Below are 21323 nucleotides of genomic sequence, written 5' to 3' on the forward strand. Positions count from 1 at the left end.
GCCCTCAGACCTGCATGATCTCTTCTTGCTTGTGGTCGAGCATCTGGTCGACCTTGCCGACGAAGGTGTCGGTGAGTTCCTGGATCGAGTCCTGCCAGAATTTCTGGTCGTCCTCGCTCATCCCGTCCTTGTTCTTCTTGAGCTGGTCCATGCCGTGATGGCGCACGTTGCGCACCGCCACGCGGGCCTGCTCGGCGTATTGCGCGGCGACCTTGGTCAGCTCACGGCGACGCTCCTCGTTCAGCTCCGGGATCGGCAGCATGATGATCGTGCCGTTGGTCTGCGGGTTGATGCCGAGGCCCGATTCCATGATCGCCTTCTCGACCTTCTGCACCAGCGACTTGTCCCAGACGTTGATCGTCACCATCCGCGGCTCGGGCACGTTCACGGTGCCGACCTGGTTGATCGGGGTAAGCGCGCCGTATGCGTCAACGTGGATCGGCTCCACCATCGTCGCCGAGGCCCGGCCGGTGCGCAGGCTGGCGAATTCGTGTTTCAAAGCGTCGAGTGCACCGTTCATCCGGCGCTCGAGATCGTCGAGGTCAAGCTCGAATTCCTGATCGGCCATGGGTCTGCCCTTCTTGCTGGCGGCTCACGCGCGTTCGCCGTGGTATAGCCGCAACTTTACGGAGATGTATAGGGTTGCGAGAGGTTTTCCGCCACCGCCCCCGCCTTGTGGCGGGAATGCGCCAAGCGGTCGGCGCACCTATCCCGAAACGGTGGTATAGGTGCCCTCGCCGGCGAGAATGCCGCGAAAGCCGCCGGGCTCGTCGAGGCTGAAAACGATGATCGGCAGGTTGTTGTCGCGGGCCAGGGCGATGGCGGAGGCGTCCATCACCCCGAGCCGCTTGGCCAGCGCCTCGTCGAAACTGACGCGGTCGTAGCGGGTGGCGTCGGCATGTTTGGCCGGGTCCTTGTCGTAGACGCCGTCCACCTTGGTGCCCTTGAAGATCGCCTCGCAGGCCATCTCGGAGGCGCGCAGGGTGGCCGCCGTATCGGTGGTGAAATAGGGGTTGCCGGTGCCGGCGGCGAAGATCACCACGCGTTTCTTTTCGAGGTGTCGCACGGCGCGGCGGCGGATGTAGGGCTCGCAGACCTCGTCCATCCGGATCGCCGAGATCACCCGGGTGAACACCCCGAGCCCCTCCAGCGCCGATTGCATCGCCAGCGCGTTCATCACCGTGGCGAGCATGCCCATGTAATCGGCGGTGGTGCGTTCCATCCCCTGCGCCGAGCCCTGCAGGCCGCGGAAGATGTTGCCGCCGCCGATCACCATGCAGATTTCCACCCCCATCTCGTGCACGCTCTGCACCTCGCGGGCGATGCGCTGCACCGTCGGCGGATGCAAGCCGTAGCCCTGATCGCCCATCAGCGCCTCCCCCGAGATCTTAAGCAACACGCGCTTGTATCTGGTCCGGGGAATGTCGCTCGGGGTGTCGGTCTCGGTCATCGTCCTGCCATGGTTTTGGGGTTTCGCGGCAAGATGTCGCAAAACCCCGTAGGGAGCAAGGCGCGAATGGCGCGCGGGGCTTGGCGCGGGCCGCCCCCTGCCCCATGTTGGCGGCAAAACAGGACCGCCCATGGATTTCGACATCGCCAGCCTAGACCCGGCCCTGCCCGTGCTCATTGCAGGGCCCACCGCCAGCGGCAAATCCACGTTGGCGCTGACGATCGCGCGCGCCCAGGGCGGGGTGGTGGTGAATGCCGACGCGCTGCAGGTCTTCGCCAACTGGCGCGTGCTCACCGCCCGGCCGGATGCCGCGCAGGAGGCCATCGCGCCGCACGCGCTTTACGGCCACGTGCCGGGCGACAGCGCCTATTCCGTCGGTCACTGGCTGCGCGATGTGGCGCCGCTGCTGGCCGGCGGTGCACGGCCGATCATCGTCGGCGGCACCGGGCTCTATTTCTCGGCGCTCACCGAGGGGCTGGCCGAGATCCCGCCGACCCCCGACGCGGTGCGCGCCGAGGCCGATGCGCGGCTCGCCCGCGAGGGGCACGGGGCGATGCTCGCCGAGCTCGACGGCGCAACTTCTGCGCGAATCGACGTGCTGAACCCGGCCCGCGTCCAGCGCGCCTGGGAGGTGCAGCGCGCCACCGGGCGCGGCCTCGCCGCCTGGCAGGATGCCACGCCGCCGCCGCTGCTGCCGCTGGACCGCACCCAGGCGCTGGTGATCGACGCCCCGCGCGACTGGCTGCGCGACCGCATCGCGCGCCGATTCGACGCGATGCTCGCCGCCGGCGCGCTCGACGAGGCCCGCGCCAACCTCGACGGCTGGTCCGACGCCCTGCCCTCGGCCAAGGCGATCGGCGCGCGTGAGCTGATCGCGCACCTGCAGGGCGCCCTCAGCCTCGACGAGGCCCGCGCCCGCGCGATCACCGCCAGCCAGCAATACGCCAAGCGCCAGCGCACCTGGTTTCGCGCCCGAATGGGCGATTGGCAGCGGATTCCGGTCGGCGCGTCACTGTGACCATTGGGTAACAGTCGCGAAACGGAAACAGCTTATCCACAGCAAATGCCCGCCGCCTGTGGATAACCTGCGCGACACTTCGCCCGGAATCGGCTAGGCAGATCGGGTGCGCTTCAAAAGAACTGAAAATCAACAGGGACAGCTGCCACGCCCATGACCCGAACCTTCGCCTCTCCGTTCCGCGTTATGCCACTCGCCCGACTTGCCAAGGGTGGCCGATGGCGCACCGAGGCGATGCGCAGTTACGGCGCGCCGGTGCTCTTGTGGTTCACCCGCGGCCAGGGCCGGATCACCCTCAACGGCAAGACCGCCGGTTACACGGCGCATAACTGCGTGTTCATTCCCGCCGGCACGATGCACGGTTTCGAGATGAACAACGCCGTGGCCGGCATGATCGTGGTGTTCCCGCCGGGGCTGGAACAGGAGCTGTCGCTGCCCGAGGAGCCGGTGCACCTGCGCCTCACCGACGCCGAGCAGCACATCGAGCTCAACCGCCTGATCGACGCGATCCAGACCGAGCTGGAACACGGCGCGGCGGCATCCGAGCGCGCGCTGATCAGCCACGCCGGGCTGTTGTCGGTCTGGCTTGAACGCCAGATCGGCGAGGACGAGGTCGAAACCCCGCGCGAAGACGCCACCACCCGGCTCGCCGCCGCCTTCGCGGCGCTGGTGGAACAGGACTTCCACTCGGCCAAGACGGTGCGCGACTATGCCAAGGCGCTGGGTGTGACCCCGACCCACCTCAGCCGGGTCTGCAACAAGGCCTGCGGCCGCCCCGCCTCGGCGATTCTCGCCGACCGGGTGCATTACGAGGCCCGGCGCCTGCTCACCGAAACCCACCTGCCGGTGAAAGACATCGCTACCGCGCTGGGCTTCGCCTCGCCGGCCTATTTCACCCGCGCCTTCGCACAACATACCGGCCGCAGCCCCTCGCAGTTCCGCCGCCGCGGCTGAGGCCGCGCGGTTTCCGATGCGGAAACCGGCACGAATTGCGCTGCGCAATTCGTCTCGAAATCCGACACGGATTTCGCCCCCTTCCCCGCTCCAGTCGCGCTTAGCTTACGTGACGGATCGGCAGCCGGTCTGCCGATCCTCGCTGATCACCACGTTAGTCGTTGCATTTGCAACGGTCTGGCGCTATGATCCGGGGATCAACACAAGGGAGCGCGCACCATGAAAATCGAACAGATCCACCACGTCGCCTATCGCTGCAAGGATGCCAAGGAGACGGTCGAATGGTATCGCGACATGCTGAACATGGATTTCATCCTCGCCATCGCCGAGGACCACGTGCCCTCGACGCATGAACCCGATCCCTACATGCATGTCTTCCTCGATGCCGGCCAGGGCAACGTGCTCGCCTTCTTCGAACTGCCGACCAAGCCCGAAATGGGCCGCGACCCGAACACGCCGAAATGGGTCCAGCACATCGCCTTCAAGGTGAAGGACCGCGACGAACTGATTGAATTCAAGGAACATCTCGAGAAAAACGGCGTCGAGGTCCTGGGCGTGACCGATCACTCGATCTTTCACTCGATCTATTTCTTCGATCCCAACGGCCACCGGGTCGAACTCGCCTGCCCCGATCCCGAGGAAGAGGCGATGCTGAAAAAGCTCGACGCGGTGAAATGGGACATGCTGGAGGAATGGTCGCGCACCAAGAAAGCGCCGCGCCACGCCGACTGGATGCACCAGAAGGAATTGTCGGATCTCGACTGACGGGGTCGCCCGGCCTCAGCCGCCGAGGATCGCCGTCACGTAGCCCTGGGTTTCCTTGTAGGGCGGGATGCCGTCGTGCTTCACCACCGCCTCCGGCCCCGCGTTATAGGCCGCGAGCGCCAGCCGCCAGGAGCGGAAGCGTTCGTACTGGGCGCGCAGGTAGCGCGCCCCGCCATCGAGGTTTTCCAGCGGGTCGTGCGGGTTCACGCCAAGCCGGGCGGCGGTGTCGGGCATCAGCTGGGCGAGGCCGATGGCGCCCTTGTGGCTCTCGGCTTTCGGGTTCCACCCCGATTCCTGCTGCACGAGGCGCAGGAAAAGATCGCCGGGAATGCCATGCCGCCGGGCCGCGGCGCGCGCCGGTTCGAGATATTCGCCTTTGTATTTGCCGGCGTAGCGCGGGATCGCCCCGTCCCGCGCGGCGGGGTCGTAATCCGGGGTCAGCCGCGCCGAGTAGCGATATTGATCCGCCGCACGCCCGTCGAGCACCTTGAGCGCGCTCTCGAAGCCCGAGCGGCCCGACGACGAGGAAAACAAAGTCTCCGACGCGGCCGGAACGGCGAAGGCGAGGCTGAAGATCGTGGCGGCAAAGGCAAGGCGCTTCATGCGGACCCCCGGACGTGAACGAAGAGCAGATTAGACGATTTCGAGCGGTCCCGCCAGAGCCTGCCAGACGCCCTGCGCCACGCCGCCCCGGGCTCACACGGAATTTAACCTTTCCTTCACCGTGGCCGGGTGATGTAACCATGACGATAATTTTACAGATTCGGAGGGGCTCATGGCAGGGTCGGTCAACAAGGTGATTCTGGTCGGTAATCTCGGCCGAGATCCGGAGGTTCGCACCTTCCAGAACGGCGGCAAGGTCTGCAATCTGCGGATCGCCACCTCGGAAAACTGGAAGGATCGCAACACCGGCGAACGGCGCGAAAAGACCGAGTGGCACTCGGTCGCCATCTTCCAAGAGGGGCTGGTGCGCGTTGCCGAACAATATCTGCGCAAGGGATCGAAGGTCTATATCGAGGGCCAGCTGCAAACCCGCAAATGGCAGGACCAATCCGGGCAAGACCGTTATTCGACCGAGGTTGTCCTGCAGGGATTCGGTGGCACGCTCGTGATGCTCGACGGTCGCAGCGGCGGCAGCGGTGGAGGTGGCGGCGGCTACGGGGATGACCCGGGTTACGGCGGCGGCGGTGGCGGCTACGGCGGCGACGACGCGGGCGGCCCGGGATCGGGCGGTTCCGGCGGCGGCAGCGGCGGCGGCGCGGGTGGCCCCGGCGGGTTCGACGACGAAATCCCGTTCTGAGCCCGGCGCACCGGGCGGGGTTGCGAGCCCGTGCCGCGCGGTCCATGTTCAAAAGGCGTGCGGATGACCCGCGCGCCTTTCTCTTGCGGGGATAACCGATGACTTGGTCCTTTCCGATCGGCCATCTGTTCGGCAGCGAACTCAGGGTGCATGTCACCTTCTTCCTGCTGATCGCCTGGATCGGCGCGACCGGCTGGCTGCAGGGCGGCCCGGCGGCGGCGGCGGTCTACATCCTCTACGTGCTGATCCTCTTCGCCTGCGTCATCGCCCACGAATTCGGCCACGCGCTCACCGCGCGCCGCTACGGCATCCGCACCCCGGACGTGACCCTCCTGCCGATCGGCGGCCTCGCCCGGCTGGAAAAGATGCCCGAGAAGCCGGGCCAGGAGATCATCGTGGCGCTCGCCGGCCCGGCTGTGAACGTGGTGATCTTCCTCGTTCTGGCGCTGATCCTCGGCCCCGCGCGGCTGGCGGAGGCCTCCTTCACCGAGATCACCCTCGCTTCGCTGCCGGCGCAGGTGGCGATCCTCAACCTCGTGCTCGCGGTGTTCAACCTGATTCCCGCCTTCCCGATGGACGGCGGCCGGGTGCTCCGGGCGGTGCTCTCGCTTTCCCTCGGGCGCGCCTCGGCCACCCGCGCGGCGGCAACGGCGGGGCAGGTGCTGGCCTTCGTGATGGGCCTTCTCGGCCTCGTCGCCGGCAACCCGTTCCTGCTCCTGATCGCCTTCTTCATCTTCATGGCCGCCGGGGCCGAGCGCGCCGACGAGGCGATGCGGACACTCGCCCGGGGCTTGTTGGCGCGGGACGCGATGATCACCGAGTATGAAACCCTGCGCCCCGACGACAGCCTCGATCTCGCCGCCACCACGCTGATCCGCACCACCCAGCACGAGTTCCCGGTGATCGACCCGGAGACCGGGCGGTTCGAGGGGCTGCTCACCCGCGCCGGGCTCTACCGCGCGCTGGAGGCCAGCCCGCGCCCCGCCCGGGTGGTCGAGGTGATGGAGCGTGAATTGCCCACGTCGCAGTTGACCGAGCCGCTCTCCGGCACGCTGACCAAGATGCAGACCGGCGCCCCGGCGGTGATGGTGATCGGGCGCGAGGGCACGCTGGTCGGCTACATCACCCGCGAAAACGTCGGCGAGCTGATGATCGTGGCAAACGCGCGCGGGGGGTGAGGCGAAATCCGTACGGATTTCGCACCGTTTTCCGTACGGAAAACGCCTCTAGCGGCGCGCCAGCGCATCCGCCAGAACCTCGCGCACCACTGCAAGGTCGACCTCTTCGGCCACGAAGGCTTCGCCGATGCCGCGCGCGAGGATGAACCGCAGCCGCCCGGCCTCCACCTTCTTGTCCTGCGCCATCAGCGCCATCAGGCCATCGACGTCCGGAAGATCGCCCGGAATGTCGGCAAGGTCGCGCTTCATCCCCATCGCCGCGAGGTGGGCGCGCAGCCGCGACGGCGCCTCCTGCGCCATCAGCCCGAGGCGGGCGGAGGTCTCGAAGGCCAGCGCGCAGCCGATCGCCACGCCCTCGCCATGCAGCAGCCGGTCGGAGTAGCCGGTGGCCGCCTCCAGCGCGTGGCCGAAGGTGTGGCCGAGATTGAGCAGGGCCCGGTCGCCCTGCTCGGTCTCGTCGCGCGCTACGATATCGGCCTTCATCTGCACCGATCGGCGGACCGCCTCCTGGCGCAGCGCCTGGTCGCCCGCCGCCAGCGCCGGCCCGTGGGTTTCGAGCCATTCGAAGAAGTCGAGGCTGCCCAGCCCGCCGTATTTCACCACCTCGCCGTACCCGGCGAGAAAATCGCGTGGCTCCAGCGTGCCGAGCGCACCGATATCGGCCAGCACGAGGCTGGGCTGGTGGAAGGCGCCGATCAGGTTCTTGCCCTGGGCTGAGTTGATCCCAGTCTTGCCGCCGACCGAACTGTCGACCTGCGCCAGCAGCGAGGTGGGGATCTGCACGAAGCGCACGCCCCGGCGCAGGATCGCGGCGGCGAAGCCCGCGAGATCGCCGATCACGCCGCCGCCGAAGGCCACCACCATGTCGCCGCGCTCGATCTTCTGCGCGATCAGCCACTCGACCACCTCCTGCAGCTGCGCCCAGCTCTTGGTCGCCTCGCCCGGCGGCAACACCAGCGCCTCGGAGGCGATGCCTTCCGCCGCCAGGCCGGCTTCGAGCGCGCCGAGATGCAGCCCCGCCACGCGGGCCTCGGTCACGATCGCCACGCGCTTGCGCGCCAGCAGCGGCGCGATTTCCGCGCCCGCGCGCCCGATCAGCCCCGCCCCGATGCGCACCTCGTAGGACCGCGCGCCGAGCGCCACCTTCACCACGTCCATCAATTGATCTCCTCGAGCACGTCGGGCCGGGTTTTCAGCGCCCGGATCACCTGCTTCGCCATATCCGGCAGGGTGTAATCGGGATGGGCGTCGACCACCAGATCGGCCTTGGCATAATAGCCGACGCGCGCATCGTGCAGGCGGGTGAGCGTGCCCCGCGGATCGGCGGTTTGCAGCAGCGGCCGCGTCGGCTTGTGGCGCACCCGCTCCCACAGAAGGTCGAGATCGGCCCTGAGCCAGACCGAGATCCCGGCGCGCGATATCGCCGCGCGATTCTCGGCGGCGAGAAAGGCGCCGCCGCCGGTCGAGATCACCCTCGGCCCGCCGCCGAGCAGCCGCTTGATCACCTCGGTTTCACGGGCGCGGAAAAACGCCTCGCCGTCGCGCGCGAACACCTCGGCGATGGTCATCGCGGCGGCGCGCTCGATCTCGTCGTCGCTGTCGATGAAGGGCACGCCAAGGATCTGGGCGAGCGTGCGCCCGACCGCGGACTTGCCCGCCCCCATCATCCCCACCATGACGATGGGTTTCTTCACCCGGAATGCCAAACCGGCAATGCCTCGCCAAAAATTCCCGCCGCGCCGTCATGGCGTGACCTCCGAAAGCATGGCATATAGGAAGAACGCAGGCAAAAAAACCTGCGAAACGCGAAGGGGCATGACTATGATCGGGCGGCTCGTGAAACTGATGCTGGTGCTGGCGATCCTCGGCGCGATCGGCCTTGTCGGCTTTGCCTATCTCGGCGATCTCGCGCCCCCGGAAAGCCCGCAGAGCCTGACGGTGACGCTGGATGCCGACTAGGCGGCTGGGGCGGCGTCTGGCCCTGATCGGCCTGCTGGCCACGCCGCTTTCCGCGCAGGAGGCGGGCGCGCCGATGTCGGCGATCGACTGGTTGTCGGACAGCGTCGCCGCGCCCCTCCCGCTGCCCGCCACGCCGGCCGAACCCGCGGTCACCCCGACCCGGCCGACCGCGCCGATCACCGTGTCGCCGCTCGACGCCGCCCAGGGGCGGCCCGACGCGATCGGCATCCTGTCGCCTGCCGTCACCGGTCTGCCCGCCGATCTCTGGGGCGCCTCGCGCGCCGAGGATATCGCCCGCCGGATTCGCGCCGAACGCGCCGAGACCCTGCCCGCCCTGCAGGCGCTGCTCTACATCATGCTGCTCGCCGAGATCGCCCCGCCGCGCGATGCCAGCGCCGATGGCCGGTCGGTCTTCCTGGCGCGGGTCGACAAGCTTCTCGAGATGGGCGCGCTCGACCAGGCCGGCGCGCTGCTCGAACGCGCCGGGCTGGACGATGCCGAGATCTTCCGCCGTCGGTTCGACGTGGCGCTGCTGGTCGGCGAGGAACAACCGTTGTGCGAAACGATGTCGGACATGCCGGGGCTTTCGCCGACCTTCCAGGCCCGGATCTTCTGCCTCGCCCGCGCGGGCGACTGGACGGGGGCCGAGCTTCTGCTGGGCACCGGCTCGGTGCTCGGGCTGATCGGCGAGGACCAGGCCGAGCTTTTCGCCCGCTTCCTCGACACCGAGCTGTTCGAGGGCGAGCCGCCGCTGCCGCGGCCGGTTCAACCCACGCCCCTGACCTTCCGTTTATACGAGGCGATCGGCGAGCCGATCCCCACAAACGGCCTGCCGCTGGCCTTCGCGCATGCCGATCTGCGCGAAGACAACGGCTGGAAGGCGCGAATCGAGGCCGGCGAGCGGCTTGCCCGCACCGGGGCGGTCTCGGACAACCAGCTTCTGGGGCTCTATACCGAGCGCGAGCCTGCCGCCTCGGGCGGGGTCTGGACGCGGGTTGCGGCGATCCAGGCGCTGCAGGCGGCGCTCGACGACGACGATACCGAAGCCGCCGCCGAGGCGCTGGCACGGGCCTGGTCGGCGCTCACCGCGACGCGGGTCGAGGTGCCGATCGCGCGGGTCTACGGCCCGCGCCTGCACGCGATGGGCCTGCCCGGCGAGGCGGCGCAGATCGCCTTCCGCATGGCGCTGCTCTCCGATGGCTACGAAAGCGCGGCGCGCAGCGGCACGCCCGATACCCCGCTCGACCGGCTGCTTGCCGGCGTGGCGCAGGGCGATGTGGCCGGGCTCGCCGCGCCCGACGCGCGGGCGGCGGCGGTGCTCGACGGCTTCCGCGCCACGCGCGCGCCGGCGCGCCTCGCCTCGCTGGTCGAGGGCAACCGGCTGGGCGAGGCCATCCTGCGCGCCTTGGCCCTGTTCGACGAGGGCGTCGACGGCAACCTCGACCAGGTGACCGACGCGCTGGCGCTCCTGCGCGCCGTCGGGCTGGAAGACACCGCCCGGCGCGCGGCGCTGGAATACCTGATCCTGGACCGGCGCGGATGAGCGCGGCGGGCGAGACCGAGCGCTGGATCTCGGCGTTCCTCGAAGCCCAGGCCGCCGAGCTGGACGCCGCGCGCAACACCCTGCTGGCCTATGGCCGCGACCTCAAGGACTACGCCGGCTTTCTCGCGCGCAAGGGCCTGGCCCCGGCAACCGCCACCCGCACCGACATCGAGGCATGGCTGGTGGATTGCGAAGCGCAGGGGCTGGCCGCCACCACCCGCGCGCGGCGGCTCTCGGCGGTGCGGGGGCTCTACCGCTTCGCCTTCGAGGAAGGCTGGCGCGCCGACAACCCGGCCCTGCGGATATCCGGCCCCGGCAAGGCGAAATCACTGCCCAAGACCTTGAGCGAAGACGAGGTCAGCCGCCTGATAGATGCTGCGAAGGCGCATGGCCGCTCCGCTGCCGACCGCGCCCGCAACACCTGCCTGATGGAACTGCTCTATGCCACCGGGATGCGCGTGAGCGAGCTTGTCGGCCTGCCCGTGGCCGCGGCGCGCGGCGATCCGCGGATGCTGCTGGTGCGCGGCAAGGGCGGAAAGGAGCGCCTCGTGCCGCTCTCGGCCCCGGCCCGCGTGGCGCTCGCCGACTGGTTGGCGCTGCGCGATGACGGGCAGGACAAGGCGCGCGCGAAGGGGCGCAAGCCCTCGCCGTTCCTGTTTCCCTCCAGCGGCAAGGAGGGCCACCTCACCCGCCACCGCTTTCACGGCTTGATCAAGGAATTCGCCGTCGTGGCCGGGATCTCGCCCGAGGCGGTCACGCCGCACCGGCTGCGCCACGCCTTCGCCACCCACCTGCTCGCCCACGGTGCCGATCTGCGCGCGATCCAGACCCTGCTCGGGCATGCCGACGTGTCGACCACCGAGATCTATACCCACGTGCTGGAGGAACGGCTCAAGTCGCTGGTGCTCGACCATCACCCGCTTGCGGCGAAGGACTGAGCGCGGCCGGGGTGCCCGACACCACGACAGCCATCGGCACATGACCTAGGCGCCGTAGAGCGCCTTGGCCCGCGTCTCGAAGGCGCGCACGATCCGTTGCATCGCCTCGTTGAAGACCACGCCGATGATCTTCTGCAGCACCGCGTTGCGGAACTCGAAATCGACGTCGAACGCCACCTCGCAACCGTCTTCGACATCGCGAAAGCGCCAGCGGCTCTGCATGTGCTTGAACGGCCCGTCGAGATACTCGATGTCGATCCCCAGCCCCGGCTCGTCGAGCACCACGCGGCTGCCGAACTTCTCGCGGAACACCTTGAAGCTCACCACGAGGTCGGCCTCCATCAGCTGGGTGCCATCGTGGTTCGGGGTCACCGAGCGGACCCGCGCCGCCGCGATCCAGGGAATGAACTCGGGGTAGCGCATCACGTCGGCCACGAGGTCATACATCTGGCGGGCGCTGTAGGGCATCCGGCGGGTTTCGGAATGTGTCGGCATCTTGCCCTTTCCCTGAGGCTCTGGGCGCGCTAATCCCATATCCGCAAGACCGGATGCAAGGGGGCGAGGATGCCGACGCGGCCATATGTCATAGACGAGATGATCTCGGCCAAGACCATCGCCGCCCGGGTGGAGGCGCTGGCCAAGGAGATTCACGATACATTCCGCGACACCGACAAGCTGGTGGTGGTCGGCCTGCTGCGCGGCTCCTTCGTCTTCATCGCCGACATGGTGCGCGAGCTTGACCTGCCGGTGGAGGTGGATTTCATCGAGGCCACGTCCTACGGCGACTCGACCGAATCGAGCCGGGAGGTACGTATTCTCAAGGACTTGCGCGGCGAGATCCACGGCCGCGACGTGCTCGTCGTGGAGGACATCGTCGATACCGGCTACACCCTGCAGCACGTTGTCGGGCTGCTCCGGGCGCGGGCGCCGAAACGGCTGAAAACCGTCGCCCTGCTCGACAAACCCACCCGCCGCGAGGTCGACATCAAGGCCGACTGGACCGGGTTCGAGATCCCCGACGAGTTCGTCGTCGGCTATGGCATCGACTACGCGCAGCGCAACCGCAACCTGCCCTTCATCGGCGCGGTGCGTTTCCTCGAACCATGAGGATCCGGCCGCAGCAATTCCTGCGCATGTCGCGCTGGGCGCGCCGGCCGCCTTCGGAGAAGCGGGTGAAACTGGTGCTCGCCGTGATCGCCATCGCGCTCGCGATCTGGGGGTTGGAGCGGGTGTTCGGCTCGCCCGAATGGATGCGGATCGACAGCACGCCCAAGGGCCGGATCAACCGTTGATCTGCCCCAGCCAACGCGGGCTGTCCTGCCGCAGCGCCGCCAGCAGCATCTCGCGCACCAGCCTGATGCGTGGCACGTCGACCATGTCGGCGTGGCTCGCCACCCAAAGGTCCACATTCATCTCCGGCATCGCGCCCGCAAGCCGGGCGAGGCGTGGATCGCCGTCGCCGATGACGCAGGGCAGCACCGCACGCCCCTGCCCGGCCGCGGCCATCTCGCGCAGCACGAGAAAGCTGTCGCTCCAGCCGGCGATATTGGCTTGCGGGATCGTCTCGGCCATCCACCTGGCGGCGCGCACGCGGGCGATGGGGCCGCTCAGCCCCAGCCAGCCGGCCTCGCCCCCCGGCGCGGCATAGACGCCGAACCCCAACCGCCCGGCCACCTCGCCGACCAGTTCGTCGGGCAGAGCCTCGGCCGGGCGCACCGCGATGTCGGCATCCATCCGGGCGAGGTCGGCGTGCTGGTTCTGGGCGCTGAGTTCGATCCTGAGCCCCTCCGCCTCGGCCTGCAGGCGGGCGATGATCGGCGGCAGGATCGCCTGGCAGATCGAATCGGTCGAGGTGACCCGAACGAGGCCCGCAAGCGGCGCGCGCGCGACGGTCAGTGCCCGCCCCACCCCGAGGGCGGCCTCTTCCATCGCCTGCATCGCCGCCAGCACCCGCGCCCGGTGCGGCGCGAGCCGGTAGCCGCGCGCGGTGCGCTCGAAGATCGCGAGGCCGAGTTTCTGCTCGAACCCGGTCACCCGACGCAGCACCGTGGCGTGGTTCACCCCGAGCACCCGGGCCGCACCCGAGAGGGAGCCCTCACGCGCGACCGCGAGCACGAATTGGATGTCGTCCCAGTCCATCCTTTGCATTCCTGCACAGACCCCCTGCAACATTGGTGAGTTCACAGCAAAATCCTAACAGATAGGCTGAGGGTGTTCCACGTTTCTGACCGAAACCGACATAGTCGAAAGGAGAACCCCATGCGTACCGCCCGTTCCCTCGCGCTCGGCCTCGCCGGCGCCATGCTTGCCGCCACCGTGGTGACCGCCGACAGCCATGCCCCAGCCCCGTCGCCGGCGATCAAGGCGCGCCAGGCCCAGATGCAGCTTTATGCCTTCAACCTCGGCACGCTTGGCGCAATGGCGCAGGAAAAGGCGCCCTATGACGCCGAGGTGGCCTCGGTCGCCGCCAAAAACCTCGCCGCGCTGGCCCATCTCGACGGATCGCTGCTGTGGCCTGCCGGCACGGATGCCGACAGCGTCGAAGGCACCCGGGCGCTGCCCGATATCTGGGCGAATTTCCCCGATGTCGCCGCGAAAGCTCAGGCGCTGCAAGAGGCGGCCGATGTGATGGCCGATGCCGCCGGCACCGACCTTGCCGCGCTTCAGGCCGCGATGGGGCCGCTCGGCGGCGCGTGCGGCGCCTGCCACAAGGCCTACCGCGTGCCGGATTGATCTCACGTTTCCGTGCGTTCCGGGTGAAGCGCATGGCCATATCCCCACCCTGCGCTAGGCTTGGCGACGATATCCGCGGGGCGGCACGCCGGTGCCGCCCCCGGTCTTCGACAGGAGATTTCGATGCAACGCTTTCTGATCCGTGTCGCTCTGCTCGGCCTCGTCGCCGTCGCCGCCGGGCTCTGGATCACCCGCCCGAAGGCTGACGGGGCGGAGGTTCTGGCCGGGCTGACGGCAGACGCGGGCCGCGGCGAGATGGTGTTCACCGCCGCCGGCTGCGCCTCCTGCCACATGGCCCCGGAAGCGGAGGGCGAAGCCCGGCTGGTGCTGGCGGGCGGGCAGAGCTTCCCCTCGCCCTTCGGCAGCTTCACCGCGCCCAATATCAGCCCCGACCCGGCAGAGGGTATCGGCGACTGGAGCGCGCTCGAGCTGTGGAACGCGCTGCACCATGGCACCTCGCCGGACGGGCAACATTATTATCCCGCCTTCCCATATGCCTCCTACATCCGGATGGAGCCGCAAGCGGTGGTCGACCTGCACGCCTACCTGCAGACCCTGCCCGCCGATGCCACGCCGTCGGCGCCGCACGCGGTGCCCTTCCCGTTCAACATCCGGGCGAGCCTTGGCGGCTGGAAGATGCTGTTCCTGCGGCCGGGCTGGGTGATGGCGGGCGATCTCACCGCCGAGGAGGCGCGTGGCCGGGTGCTGGCGGAGGCGATGGGGCACTGTGCCGAGTGCCATAGCCCCCGCAACGCGCTGGGCGGGACGAAGACGGGGGCGGACTGGCTCACCGGCGCGCCGAACCCGGCCGGGCGCGGCAGCTTTCCCAATCTCACCCCGCCCGCGCTGGACTGGTCGCAGGATGAACTGGTGGAATATTTCACCTCCGGCTTCACCCCGGAATACGACGTGGTGGGCGGCCACATGGCGCACGTGGTGGAAAACCTCGCGCAGCTGCCCGAAAGCGACCGCGCGGCCATCGCGGCCTATCTCAAGCGCCTGCCGCTCGACGGCTGAAGCCCGGCTTGACCGGGGTCATGGCCCGGCCCCCCGGCCCGGGCTAACCTGACCGCGTTAACCGTCGCGATGGGAGGTCAGTATGGCGGATTTCAAACTCATCGACGTGGACGAAACCCCGTATCTCTACGTCGAACGCAGCACCACGATGGACCCGGGCGAGATCTCGCGAGCGATGGGGTCGGCCTTCGGCGAGGTCTGGGCCTTCATGGAGAAGCACGGCGTGCCGCCGGGCGGCGGGGCGCTGTCGGTGTATCACGACTATGCCGAGGGCCGGATGGCCTTCCGCGCCGGCTTCGTGGTCGCGCGCGCCGACATGGCCGCGGCGGACGGCACGGTGAAGGCGGATGCGACCCCGGCGGGCCGGGTGCTGCACTTCACCCACATCGGCGCCTACGACGGGCTGCGCGACGCTTACGACGGGATGATGCGGCACATGGAGAGCGAGGGGCTCGCTTATGCCCCGCCGACCTGGGAGGTCTACCTCAACAGCCCCGACGAGGTGCACGAGGACCAGCTCGTCACCAAGTGCTACCAGGCGCTCGCGGGGTGATGCCGCAGGCGGTTTCCGTACGGAAACCGAAGCGATTTCCGTACGGAAATCGTGCCGAAATCCGCTGCGGATTTCGGCCCTAGCCCTGCCCGAGCTTCGCCAGCCGGTTCTCGCGCAGGCGGGCGAAATCCTCGCCGGCGTGGTAGCTCGAACGGGTCAGCGGCGTGGCCGAGACCATCAGGAAGCCCTTGCCGAAGGCCGCCTTCTCATAGGCCTTGAACTCGTCGGGCGGGACGAAGCGGTCCACCGCGTGGTGTTTCGGCGTCGGCTGGAGGTATTGCCCGATGGTGAGGAAGTCGATGTCCGCCGCGCGCATGTCGTCCATTACCTGCATCACGCCCTGCCGGTCTTCGCCCAGCCCCACCATGATGCCCGACTTGGTAAACATCGCCGGATCCAGTTCCTTGACCCGTTGCAACAGCCGCAGCGAGTGGAAATAGCGCGCGCCGGGGCGCACCTCGGGGTAGAGCCCGGGCACGGTTTCGAGGTTGTGGTTGAACACGTCCGGCCGGGCTTCGACCACCACTTCGAGCGCTTCCGGCCCGCATTTGAGGAAATCGGGGGTGAGGATCTCGATCGTGGTCTCGGGGCTGCGCTTGCGGATCGCGCGGATCGTCATGGCGAAATGCTCCGCGCCGCCATCGTCGAGATCGTCGCGGTCGACGGAGGTGATCACCACGTGGTTCAGCCCCAGTTTGTGCACCGCGTCGGCCACCCGGCCCGGCTCGAACGCGTCGAGCGTTTGCGGCCGGCCCGTGGCGATGTTGCAGAAGGTGCAGCCGCGGGTGCAGATCTCGCCCATGATCATCATCGTGGCGTGGCCCTGGTTCCAGCACTCGCCGACGTTGGGGCAGCCCGCCTCCTCGCAGACCGTCGCCAGCCCGTGCTCGCGCATGATCTTGTGGGTTTCGGCGTAGCCGGTGCCGCCGGGCGCGCGAACGCGGATCCAGTCGGGCTTTTTCGGCTGGGCATTGTCGGGACGGTGGGCTTTTTCGGGGTGCCGGCCCTCGGGTGTCTTCAGATCTCGCATGCGGGATACCTCCGTTCGTCCCCATATAACGGCTCGCGCGGGCTTGTCACAGCCAAAGGCGCGAAAGCGTGATATGCGCGGGCCGCATGTCTCGCGGCCGGCGGTCAGACCGCCGCCGCGCGCGCCACCAGTTCGGTGCCCGCCGCGGTGAGAATATCGGCGAGATCGCGAAACCATCCATCCGGCCCGCCGATGTCGCGCCGGACCAGCCCGATCACGCGCATCGGCTCGGGATCGGCGAAGCGTAGCACCGCCATGCCCGGCGTGCCGGGGGCTTCGGTGGCGTAGGCGATCTCGGGCAGCAGCGTCTGGCCGAAGCCGGCCGCGACAAGGCCGCACAGCGTGCGCAGCGAGGAGGCGCCAAGATCGACGCGCGTGGCCGGGCGGCGGGTGCCGCAGACCTCGAGCGCCTGGTCGGCAAGGCAATGTCCCTCGTCGAGCAGCAGGAGCCGCGAGGGGTTCAACTCGGTCGGGCGCGGCACGTCGCCGGCGCCGCGCATCTCGGCCACCTGGTCCTCGCGCGCGGCGAGCAGGAAGCGATCGGCGAAGAGCGGCTGTTCCACCAGGTCCGGCACGCCCGAGGGCAACGCGATCACCGCCGCGTCGAGCAAGCCATCGGCCAGCTCGTCGAGCAGAACCGCCGTCTGCGCCTCGCGCAGCCTGAGGTCGAGCGTGACATCGCGGGCGCGCAACCGCGGCAGCGCCTCGGGCAGAAGATAGGGCGCGACGGTGGGAATGATCCCGAGCTTGAGCCGCCCGTGCAACCCCGTCTGCCAGCGGGCGCTGGCCTGCATCCGCTCGATTTCCGCCATGATCCGACGCGCCGACGCCAGAACCTCCTGCCCGCCCGGCGTGAGCCGGAACCGGCGGTCGCTGCGGTCGATCAGGGTGGTCCCGAGGCGCTCTTCGAGTTCGCGGATCTGGGTCGAGAGGGCGGGCTGGGTGACGTGTGCGCGTGCCGCCGCACGGCCGAAATGCCGTGTTTCGGCCAGGGCGATAAAGTAGGCCAATTGCCTGAAGGTGATATCCATAAGCCCAATTTATGCAATTGGACGGCGGACGCAATCCCGGGCCATGGCGCGGGCCGGGCAGCGGGCAGGGATACGCGGCCCCTGCAGCGGGATCGCCGATCGGGTCTTGTCGCGGGGCGCCGTGGTCAGACGGGGGTTATTCCGCCGCTTCCGGCGCGCCGCTGGCGGATTTTTCACCCTGCCCGCTGCCGTCGGGTTTCTCACCCTGCGCATCGCTGTCGGATTTCTCGCCCTTCGCGGGCTTTTCCGAACCGCCGTCCTGCGGCGCCGGCTTGGCCCGGGGCTTGCGGCTGCGGGTGGTCTTGCGCGGTTTCATCTCCGGCGTTTCCACCAGCCCGCTGTCGCCCTCGGCCTCGCCGCCGGCATCGGCCACATCCTGCGAGGCGCCGCCGCTGGTTTCCTGCGCCGGCTTGCCGTCGCCCTGCCCGCGGTCGTCGCGATCGCGCGGCTTCTGCTGCTGGCGGTCACGGTTGGACTGATCCGCCTGCTGGCGCTTTTCCTCGGCGTCGCGCTGGGCCTCCCCGAGCAGGCGCGTATAGTGCTCCGCGTGCTGCTGGAAGTTCTCCGCCGCGACCCTGTCGTTGCCGAGAAAGGCATCGCGGGCGAGCTGGCTGTATTTGTCGATGATCTGCTGCGGTGTGCCGCGCACCTTGCCCTCGGGGCCGGAACTGTCGAACACCCGGTTCAGATTGTTGGCAGGCGAGCGGTTATTGCTGCGCGACTTGCCACGCGAACGTGATTTGGAAGGTCTCATAAGCTCTTGTTTCCAGCCTTTTCTTGGCTTTGTTGCGGGACAGGCAGCTCTTGGTGCCTCTATGGTCGTCCCAACTTTCGGCTTGCCGGCGACAGGCAATCAACTGACTGCGCCCTGTCGCTTGTGCCCTTCTAATCACGCTCACGCCGCGGTGACAAGGGAAAAAGGCAGATCCGGCGAGGCCGCGCTGATCCATGGTGTCGCAGGGGCCACAGGACGGGGGGCGACGGATCAGGGGCGCCGCGCGCGAACCACCCGGTCCCGGCCATCGAGATCGGGCAGCACCGTGACCTCCGAAAGCCCCGCCGCCGCGAACAGCGCCGCCACCGAGGGCCCCTGCGTCGGACCGATCTCGACAAGAAGGCGGCCACCCGGCACCAACCGCGCGCGCGCGCCGGCGGCGATGGCGCGGTAGGCGTCGAGCCCGTCGCCGCCCGGGGTGAGCGCGATCTCGGGGTCGTGCTCGCGCACCTCCGGGTCGAGCCCCGCCATCTCGCTGGCGGCGATGTAGGGCGGGTTCGAGACGATCAGGTCAAAACGCGCGTCGATACCGGAAAACCAGTCGGCCTCGATCAGCGTCAGCCTGTCGGCGACGCCGATGTCTTCGGCGTTGGAGCGCGCCACGATCAGCGCCTCCGTTGAAAGATCGCTTCCCAGCGCCTCCGCCCCGGTCCATTCCGCCAGCAGCGTGACCGCGAGAATGCCCGAGCCAGTGCCCAGATCAAGCAGCCGCGCCGGCGCCGGGCCGGCCAGCGCCTCGGCCACCAGCGTTTCTGTTTCTGGCCTCGGATCAAGCACATGCGGGGTGATCCTGAAGTCGCGCCCCCAGAATATCCGCCGCCCGATGATCCGGCTGACCGGTTCATGATCGAGCCTGCGGTGCAACAGCGCCTCGTAGCGCGCCATTTCGTCGTCGCTCACCTCGCGGTCGGCTTCGAGGATGAGCCGGTCGGCGGGGATGCCCAGGGCATGGGCCAGCAGCGCCCGGCTGTCGCGCCCGGAACTGCCCATGCCACCGAAGCCCAGAAGCCCGGTGCCCTTACCCAATGCCTGCGTCAGCCTCATGCGTCCATCTCCGCCAGTTGTTGCGCCTGATCGGTCTCGGTCAGCGCGTCGATGATCTCGTCGAGGTCGCCCTGCATGACCTCGCCGAGCTTGTAGAGCGTGAGCCCGATGCGGTGATCGGTGAGCCGCCCTTGCGGGAAATTGTAGGTGCGGATGCGCTCCGAGCGGTCGCCGGAACCGACTTGCGATTTGCGGTCGGCGGCGCGCGCATCGGCGGCGCGCTGGCGCTCCATGTCGAACAGCCGCGATTTGAGCACCTGCATGGCGATCTCGCGGTTGCGGTGCTGGCTCTTCTCGGAACTGGTCACCACGATTCCGGTGGGAACATGGGTGATCCGCACCGCCGAATCGGTGGTGTTGACGTGCTGGCCGCCGGCGCCCGAGGCGCGCATGGTGTCGATGCGCAGATCGCCCGGGTCGATCGCGATATCCACGTCTTCGGCCTCGGGCAGCACCGCCACGGTGGCGGCCGAGGTGTGAATCCGCCCGCCCGATTCGGTCTCCGGCACGCGTTGCACCCGGTGCACCCCGCTTTCATACTTGAGGCGGGCGTAGACATTCTCGCCCGACACCCGTGCGACAAGCTCCTTCACCCCGCCCAACTCGGTGAGCTGCTCCTCGATCACCTCGAAGCGCCAGCCCATGCGCTCGGCGTAGCGTTGATACATCCGCATCAGGTCGCCCGCGAACAGCGCCGCCTCCTCGCCGCCGGTGCCGGGGCGGATCTCGACGATGGCCGGGCGCGCGTCGGCGGCGTCGCGCGGCAGCAGTGCGAGCCGCATCGCCTGCTCGGCCTCGGGCAGGCGCGCCTTCAGCCGGGGCAGTTCCTCCTCGGCGAGCCCGCGCATCTCGGGATCGGCCAGCATCGCCTCGGTATCGGCGATGTCGTCCAGAAGCTGGCGATAGGATGCGATCTGCGCCACCACGGGCTTGAGCTGGGCATATTCGCGCCCGGCCCGGGCGAACTCCTCGCCCGAGAGCCCCTCGGCCATGCGCGCTTCGAGGTAGCCGAACCGCTCTGTGATCGCATCGAGTTTGTCGAAAGGAACCATGGCGTTCAGGTGGCCTATCGGCGGGGCTTGGTCAAGTGGCGCGGTGCCCGATGCCGGTTGCCGCCCGCCGCCGCCGTTCAGCCCTGCCCGGTTTCGAGCCGCTGAAACCAGCGCGCCACGCGGGCGGCGTTCATGCCCAGATCGCTGCGGCCATAGACGAGGTGCGAGTGCAGGTGAAGGTTGACGCCATCCTGCCAGATCACCGCGATATCGGGAAACCCCCAGAGCCGCGAGCGGGTGACGAAGGCGGCGGGATCGACGCTGTCGCCGATGCGGGTGGTGCGCGGTGTCTGCTGCGCGATCTCCAGCAGCCTCTCGAAGGCCCCCTCCGGCAGTTCGGCCAGCGGGCGCACCACCTTGAGCCCGCCCGGCACCGGGTGCACACCCGGCTCGAAGGGGCCCGGCCGGGCGTCGAGCCGGTGGCGCGGGAGCGGTGTGAAGCGGATCGCGGCCTGGGCCACGCCGATCAGGAGCACCGCGATGAGGATGGATTTGAGCATCGCTTCGCCTGCCTTGTTTGCTATCGTCTCTATGCAATACCCGCCCAGTGACCGAAAGGATCAATCCGATGCGTCTTGCCACCCTCGCCCTCGCCCTTGCCCTCGCGCCCTCGCTGGCCGTGGCCACGCCATATGACGGGCTCTACCGGCCGAACTACGATTTCGCCGCCGCCTGGGATTGCGCCACCGTGGGCGTGGAAGGCGGTGCGCTCGCGATCGAGGGGACCCGGCTGATCGGGGTGGAAAACACCTGCGAGCTAGGCGATCCGGTGGAGGTGCGGGGCATGAACGCGGTGCTCTACGATGCCACCTGTGAAGGCGAGGGCGAGGCTTACGACGAGCGCGTGATGCTGATGGCGCATGACTTCGGCGTCTACGTGATCCGCGACGCGATGGTGGTCGACTGGCTCTCCTGCGACGCAACACCCTGATGCGCCGGGGCGGATGATCGGCTAGGATTCGGCCCGGATCACATCGCGACGG

General features: G+C 68.6%; 27 protein-coding genes. 14 read left to right on the forward strand and 13 right to left on the reverse strand.

Annotated elements, in window-relative coordinates; genetic code table 11:
* Nucleotides 1–4 precede the first annotated feature (4 nt).
* Nucleotides 5–568, reverse strand: a complete 564-nt coding sequence (frr, locus tag IEW01_RS07685) for a ribosome recycling factor (RefSeq protein ID WP_188527030.1) — start codon at nt 566–568, stop codon at nt 5–7.
* Between the two features lie 138 nt (nt 569–706).
* Nucleotides 707–1450, reverse strand: a complete 744-nt coding sequence (gene pyrH, locus IEW01_RS07690) for a UMP kinase (RefSeq protein WP_229738144.1) — start codon at nt 1448–1450, stop codon at nt 707–709.
* Between the two features lie 130 nt (nt 1451–1580).
* Here pyrH and miaA point away from each other — a divergent pair, with 130 nt between their 5' ends.
* The 3 genes from miaA (at nt 1581) to IEW01_RS07705 (ending at nt 4187) form a co-directional block, all read left to right on the forward strand.
* The gene (gene miaA / locus IEW01_RS07695) at nt 1581–2468 is read left to right on the forward strand and encodes a tRNA (adenosine(37)-N6)-dimethylallyltransferase MiaA (RefSeq protein WP_188527031.1); all 888 of its coding nucleotides are present in this window, start codon (nt 1581–1583) and stop codon (nt 2466–2468) included.
* Between the two features lie 186 nt (nt 2469–2654).
* A complete protein-coding gene (locus IEW01_RS07700) occupies nt 2655–3422 on the forward strand; it encodes an AraC family transcriptional regulator (protein WP_229738145.1) in 768 nt (255 codons plus the stop codon).
* 219 nt (nt 3423–3641) lie between these two features.
* Nucleotides 3642–4187, forward strand: coding sequence for a VOC family protein (locus IEW01_RS07705; RefSeq protein WP_188527033.1), 546 nt, complete (start codon nt 3642–3644; stop codon nt 4185–4187).
* Nucleotides 4188–4202: 15 nt separating this feature from the next.
* On the opposite strand, the gene IEW01_RS07710 is transcribed toward IEW01_RS07705, so the two are convergent.
* The gene (locus IEW01_RS07710; RefSeq protein WP_188527034.1) at nt 4203–4790 is read right to left on the reverse strand and encodes a lytic transglycosylase domain-containing protein; all 588 of its coding nucleotides are present in this window, start codon (nt 4788–4790) and stop codon (nt 4203–4205) included.
* Nucleotides 4791–4962: 172 nt separating this feature from the next.
* On the opposite strand from IEW01_RS07710, the gene ssb reads away from it, so the two are divergent.
* Both ssb and IEW01_RS07720 read left to right on the forward strand, forming a co-directional pair.
* Nucleotides 4963–5487 (forward strand): single-stranded DNA-binding protein, encoded by a 525-nt coding sequence (gene ssb, locus IEW01_RS07715; protein WP_188527035.1) that lies wholly within the window; start codon nt 4963–4965, stop codon nt 5485–5487.
* Nucleotides 5488–5585: 98 nt separating this feature from the next.
* Nucleotides 5586–6665, forward strand: coding sequence for a site-2 protease family protein (locus IEW01_RS07720; protein WP_188527036.1), 1080 nt, complete (start codon nt 5586–5588; stop codon nt 6663–6665).
* A 48-nt stretch (nt 6666–6713) separates the two neighbouring features.
* On the opposite strand, the gene aroB is transcribed toward IEW01_RS07720, so the two are convergent.
* Complete coding sequence (gene aroB, locus IEW01_RS07725) at nt 6714–7823, reverse strand: 3-dehydroquinate synthase (RefSeq protein ID WP_188527037.1); 1110 nt, start codon at nt 7821–7823, stop codon at nt 6714–6716.
* Nucleotides 7823–8359: a shikimate kinase gene (locus tag IEW01_RS07730; protein ID WP_308418945.1), complete on the reverse strand. Its 537-nt coding sequence runs from the start codon at nt 8357–8359 to the stop codon at nt 7823–7825. Before IEW01_RS07730 ends, aroB begins: the two co-directional genes overlap by 1 nt.
* A gap of 127 nt (nt 8360–8486) precedes the next feature.
* Between IEW01_RS07730 and IEW01_RS07735 the strand changes: the two genes are divergently transcribed.
* The 3 genes from IEW01_RS07735 to IEW01_RS07745 are packed head-to-tail and all read left to right on the forward strand — an operon-like array spanning nt 8487 to nt 11105.
* Nucleotides 8487–8624: a hypothetical protein gene (locus tag IEW01_RS07735; RefSeq protein WP_229738171.1), complete on the forward strand. Its 138-nt coding sequence runs from the start codon at nt 8487–8489 to the stop codon at nt 8622–8624.
* On the forward strand, nt 8614–10167 hold the full coding sequence (locus tag IEW01_RS07740; RefSeq protein WP_188527039.1) for a hypothetical protein: 1554 nt from the start codon (nt 8614–8616) through the stop codon (nt 10165–10167). Before IEW01_RS07735 ends, IEW01_RS07740 begins: the two co-directional genes overlap by 11 nt.
* Complete coding sequence (locus IEW01_RS07745) at nt 10164–11105, forward strand: site-specific tyrosine recombinase XerD (RefSeq protein WP_188527040.1); 942 nt, start codon at nt 10164–10166, stop codon at nt 11103–11105. The genes IEW01_RS07740 and IEW01_RS07745 overlap by 4 nt, the downstream gene beginning before the upstream one ends.
* Before the next feature lie 45 nt (nt 11106–11150).
* Here the strand turns inward: IEW01_RS07745 and IEW01_RS07750 are convergent, their stop codons facing one another.
* The gene (locus IEW01_RS07750) at nt 11151–11600 is read right to left on the reverse strand and encodes a type II toxin-antitoxin system RatA family toxin (protein WP_188527041.1); all 450 of its coding nucleotides are present in this window, start codon (nt 11598–11600) and stop codon (nt 11151–11153) included.
* A gap of 69 nt (nt 11601–11669) precedes the next feature.
* Here IEW01_RS07750 and hpt point away from each other — a divergent pair, with 69 nt between their 5' ends.
* On the forward strand, nt 11670–12212 hold the full coding sequence (gene hpt, locus IEW01_RS07755) for a hypoxanthine phosphoribosyltransferase (protein ID WP_188527042.1): 543 nt from the start codon (nt 11670–11672) through the stop codon (nt 12210–12212).
* On the forward strand, nt 12209–12397 hold the full coding sequence (locus tag IEW01_RS07760) for a hypothetical protein (RefSeq protein WP_188527043.1): 189 nt from the start codon (nt 12209–12211) through the stop codon (nt 12395–12397). Before hpt ends, IEW01_RS07760 begins: the two co-directional genes overlap by 4 nt.
* On the opposite strand, the gene IEW01_RS07765 is transcribed toward IEW01_RS07760, so the two are convergent.
* Nucleotides 12387–13244 (reverse strand): LysR family transcriptional regulator, encoded by an 858-nt coding sequence (locus IEW01_RS07765; RefSeq protein ID WP_188527044.1) that lies wholly within the window; start codon nt 13242–13244, stop codon nt 12387–12389. The two genes, IEW01_RS07760 and IEW01_RS07765, sit on opposite strands and share 11 nt — an antisense overlap.
* 120 nt (nt 13245–13364) lie before the next feature.
* Between IEW01_RS07765 and IEW01_RS07770 the strand changes: the two genes are divergently transcribed.
* The 3 genes from IEW01_RS07770 to IEW01_RS07780 all read left to right on the forward strand — a co-directional run bounded on the left by IEW01_RS07770 (nt 13365) and on the right by IEW01_RS07780 (nt 15408).
* Nucleotides 13365–13838: a c-type cytochrome gene (locus tag IEW01_RS07770; protein WP_188527045.1), complete on the forward strand. Its 474-nt coding sequence runs from the start codon at nt 13365–13367 to the stop codon at nt 13836–13838.
* A gap of 123 nt (nt 13839–13961) precedes the next feature.
* Nucleotides 13962–14855, forward strand: coding sequence for a cytochrome c (locus IEW01_RS07775; RefSeq protein ID WP_188527046.1), 894 nt, complete (start codon nt 13962–13964; stop codon nt 14853–14855).
* An 82-nt stretch (nt 14856–14937) separates the two neighbouring features.
* Nucleotides 14938–15408: a GyrI-like domain-containing protein gene (locus IEW01_RS07780; protein WP_188527047.1), complete on the forward strand. Its 471-nt coding sequence runs from the start codon at nt 14938–14940 to the stop codon at nt 15406–15408.
* A gap of 79 nt (nt 15409–15487) precedes the next feature.
* On the opposite strand, the gene lipA is transcribed toward IEW01_RS07780, so the two are convergent.
* The 6 genes from lipA to IEW01_RS07810 all read right to left on the reverse strand — a co-directional run bounded on the left by lipA (nt 15488) and on the right by IEW01_RS07810 (nt 20840).
* Nucleotides 15488–16438: a lipoyl synthase gene (lipA, locus tag IEW01_RS07785; protein ID WP_188527048.1), complete on the reverse strand. Its 951-nt coding sequence runs from the start codon at nt 16436–16438 to the stop codon at nt 15488–15490.
* A 104-nt stretch (nt 16439–16542) separates the two neighbouring features.
* Nucleotides 16543–17469, reverse strand: a complete 927-nt coding sequence (locus IEW01_RS07790; RefSeq protein ID WP_188527049.1) for a LysR substrate-binding domain-containing protein — start codon at nt 17467–17469, stop codon at nt 16543–16545.
* Nucleotides 17470–17605: 136 nt separating this feature from the next.
* Nucleotides 17606–18223 carry a DUF4167 domain-containing protein gene (locus IEW01_RS07795; RefSeq protein WP_188527050.1) on the reverse strand — a complete coding sequence of 206 codons (618 nt, stop codon included), beginning with the start codon at nt 18221–18223 and terminating at the stop codon, nt 17606–17608.
* Between the two features lie 231 nt (nt 18224–18454).
* Nucleotides 18455–19288 (reverse strand): peptide chain release factor N(5)-glutamine methyltransferase, encoded by an 834-nt coding sequence (gene prmC / locus IEW01_RS07800; protein WP_188527051.1) that lies wholly within the window; start codon nt 19286–19288, stop codon nt 18455–18457.
* Nucleotides 19285–20340 (reverse strand): peptide chain release factor 1, encoded by a 1056-nt coding sequence (prfA, locus tag IEW01_RS07805; protein ID WP_188527052.1) that lies wholly within the window; start codon nt 20338–20340, stop codon nt 19285–19287. Before prfA ends, prmC begins: the two co-directional genes overlap by 4 nt.
* Nucleotides 20341–20417: 77 nt before the next feature.
* Nucleotides 20418–20840, reverse strand: coding sequence for a DUF1499 domain-containing protein (locus IEW01_RS07810; RefSeq protein WP_188527053.1), 423 nt, complete (start codon nt 20838–20840; stop codon nt 20418–20420).
* Nucleotides 20841–20908: 68 nt separating this feature from the next.
* Between IEW01_RS07810 and IEW01_RS07815 the strand changes: the two genes are divergently transcribed.
* Nucleotides 20909–21271, forward strand: a complete 363-nt coding sequence (locus tag IEW01_RS07815) for a hypothetical protein (RefSeq protein ID WP_188527054.1) — start codon at nt 20909–20911, stop codon at nt 21269–21271.
* Nucleotides 21272–21323: the final 52 nt, after the last annotated feature.

Source organism: Sinisalibacter lacisalsi, assembly GCF_014640115.1.
GTDB classification, from domain to species: domain Bacteria; phylum Pseudomonadota; class Alphaproteobacteria; order Rhodobacterales; family Rhodobacteraceae; genus Sinisalibacter; species Sinisalibacter lacisalsi.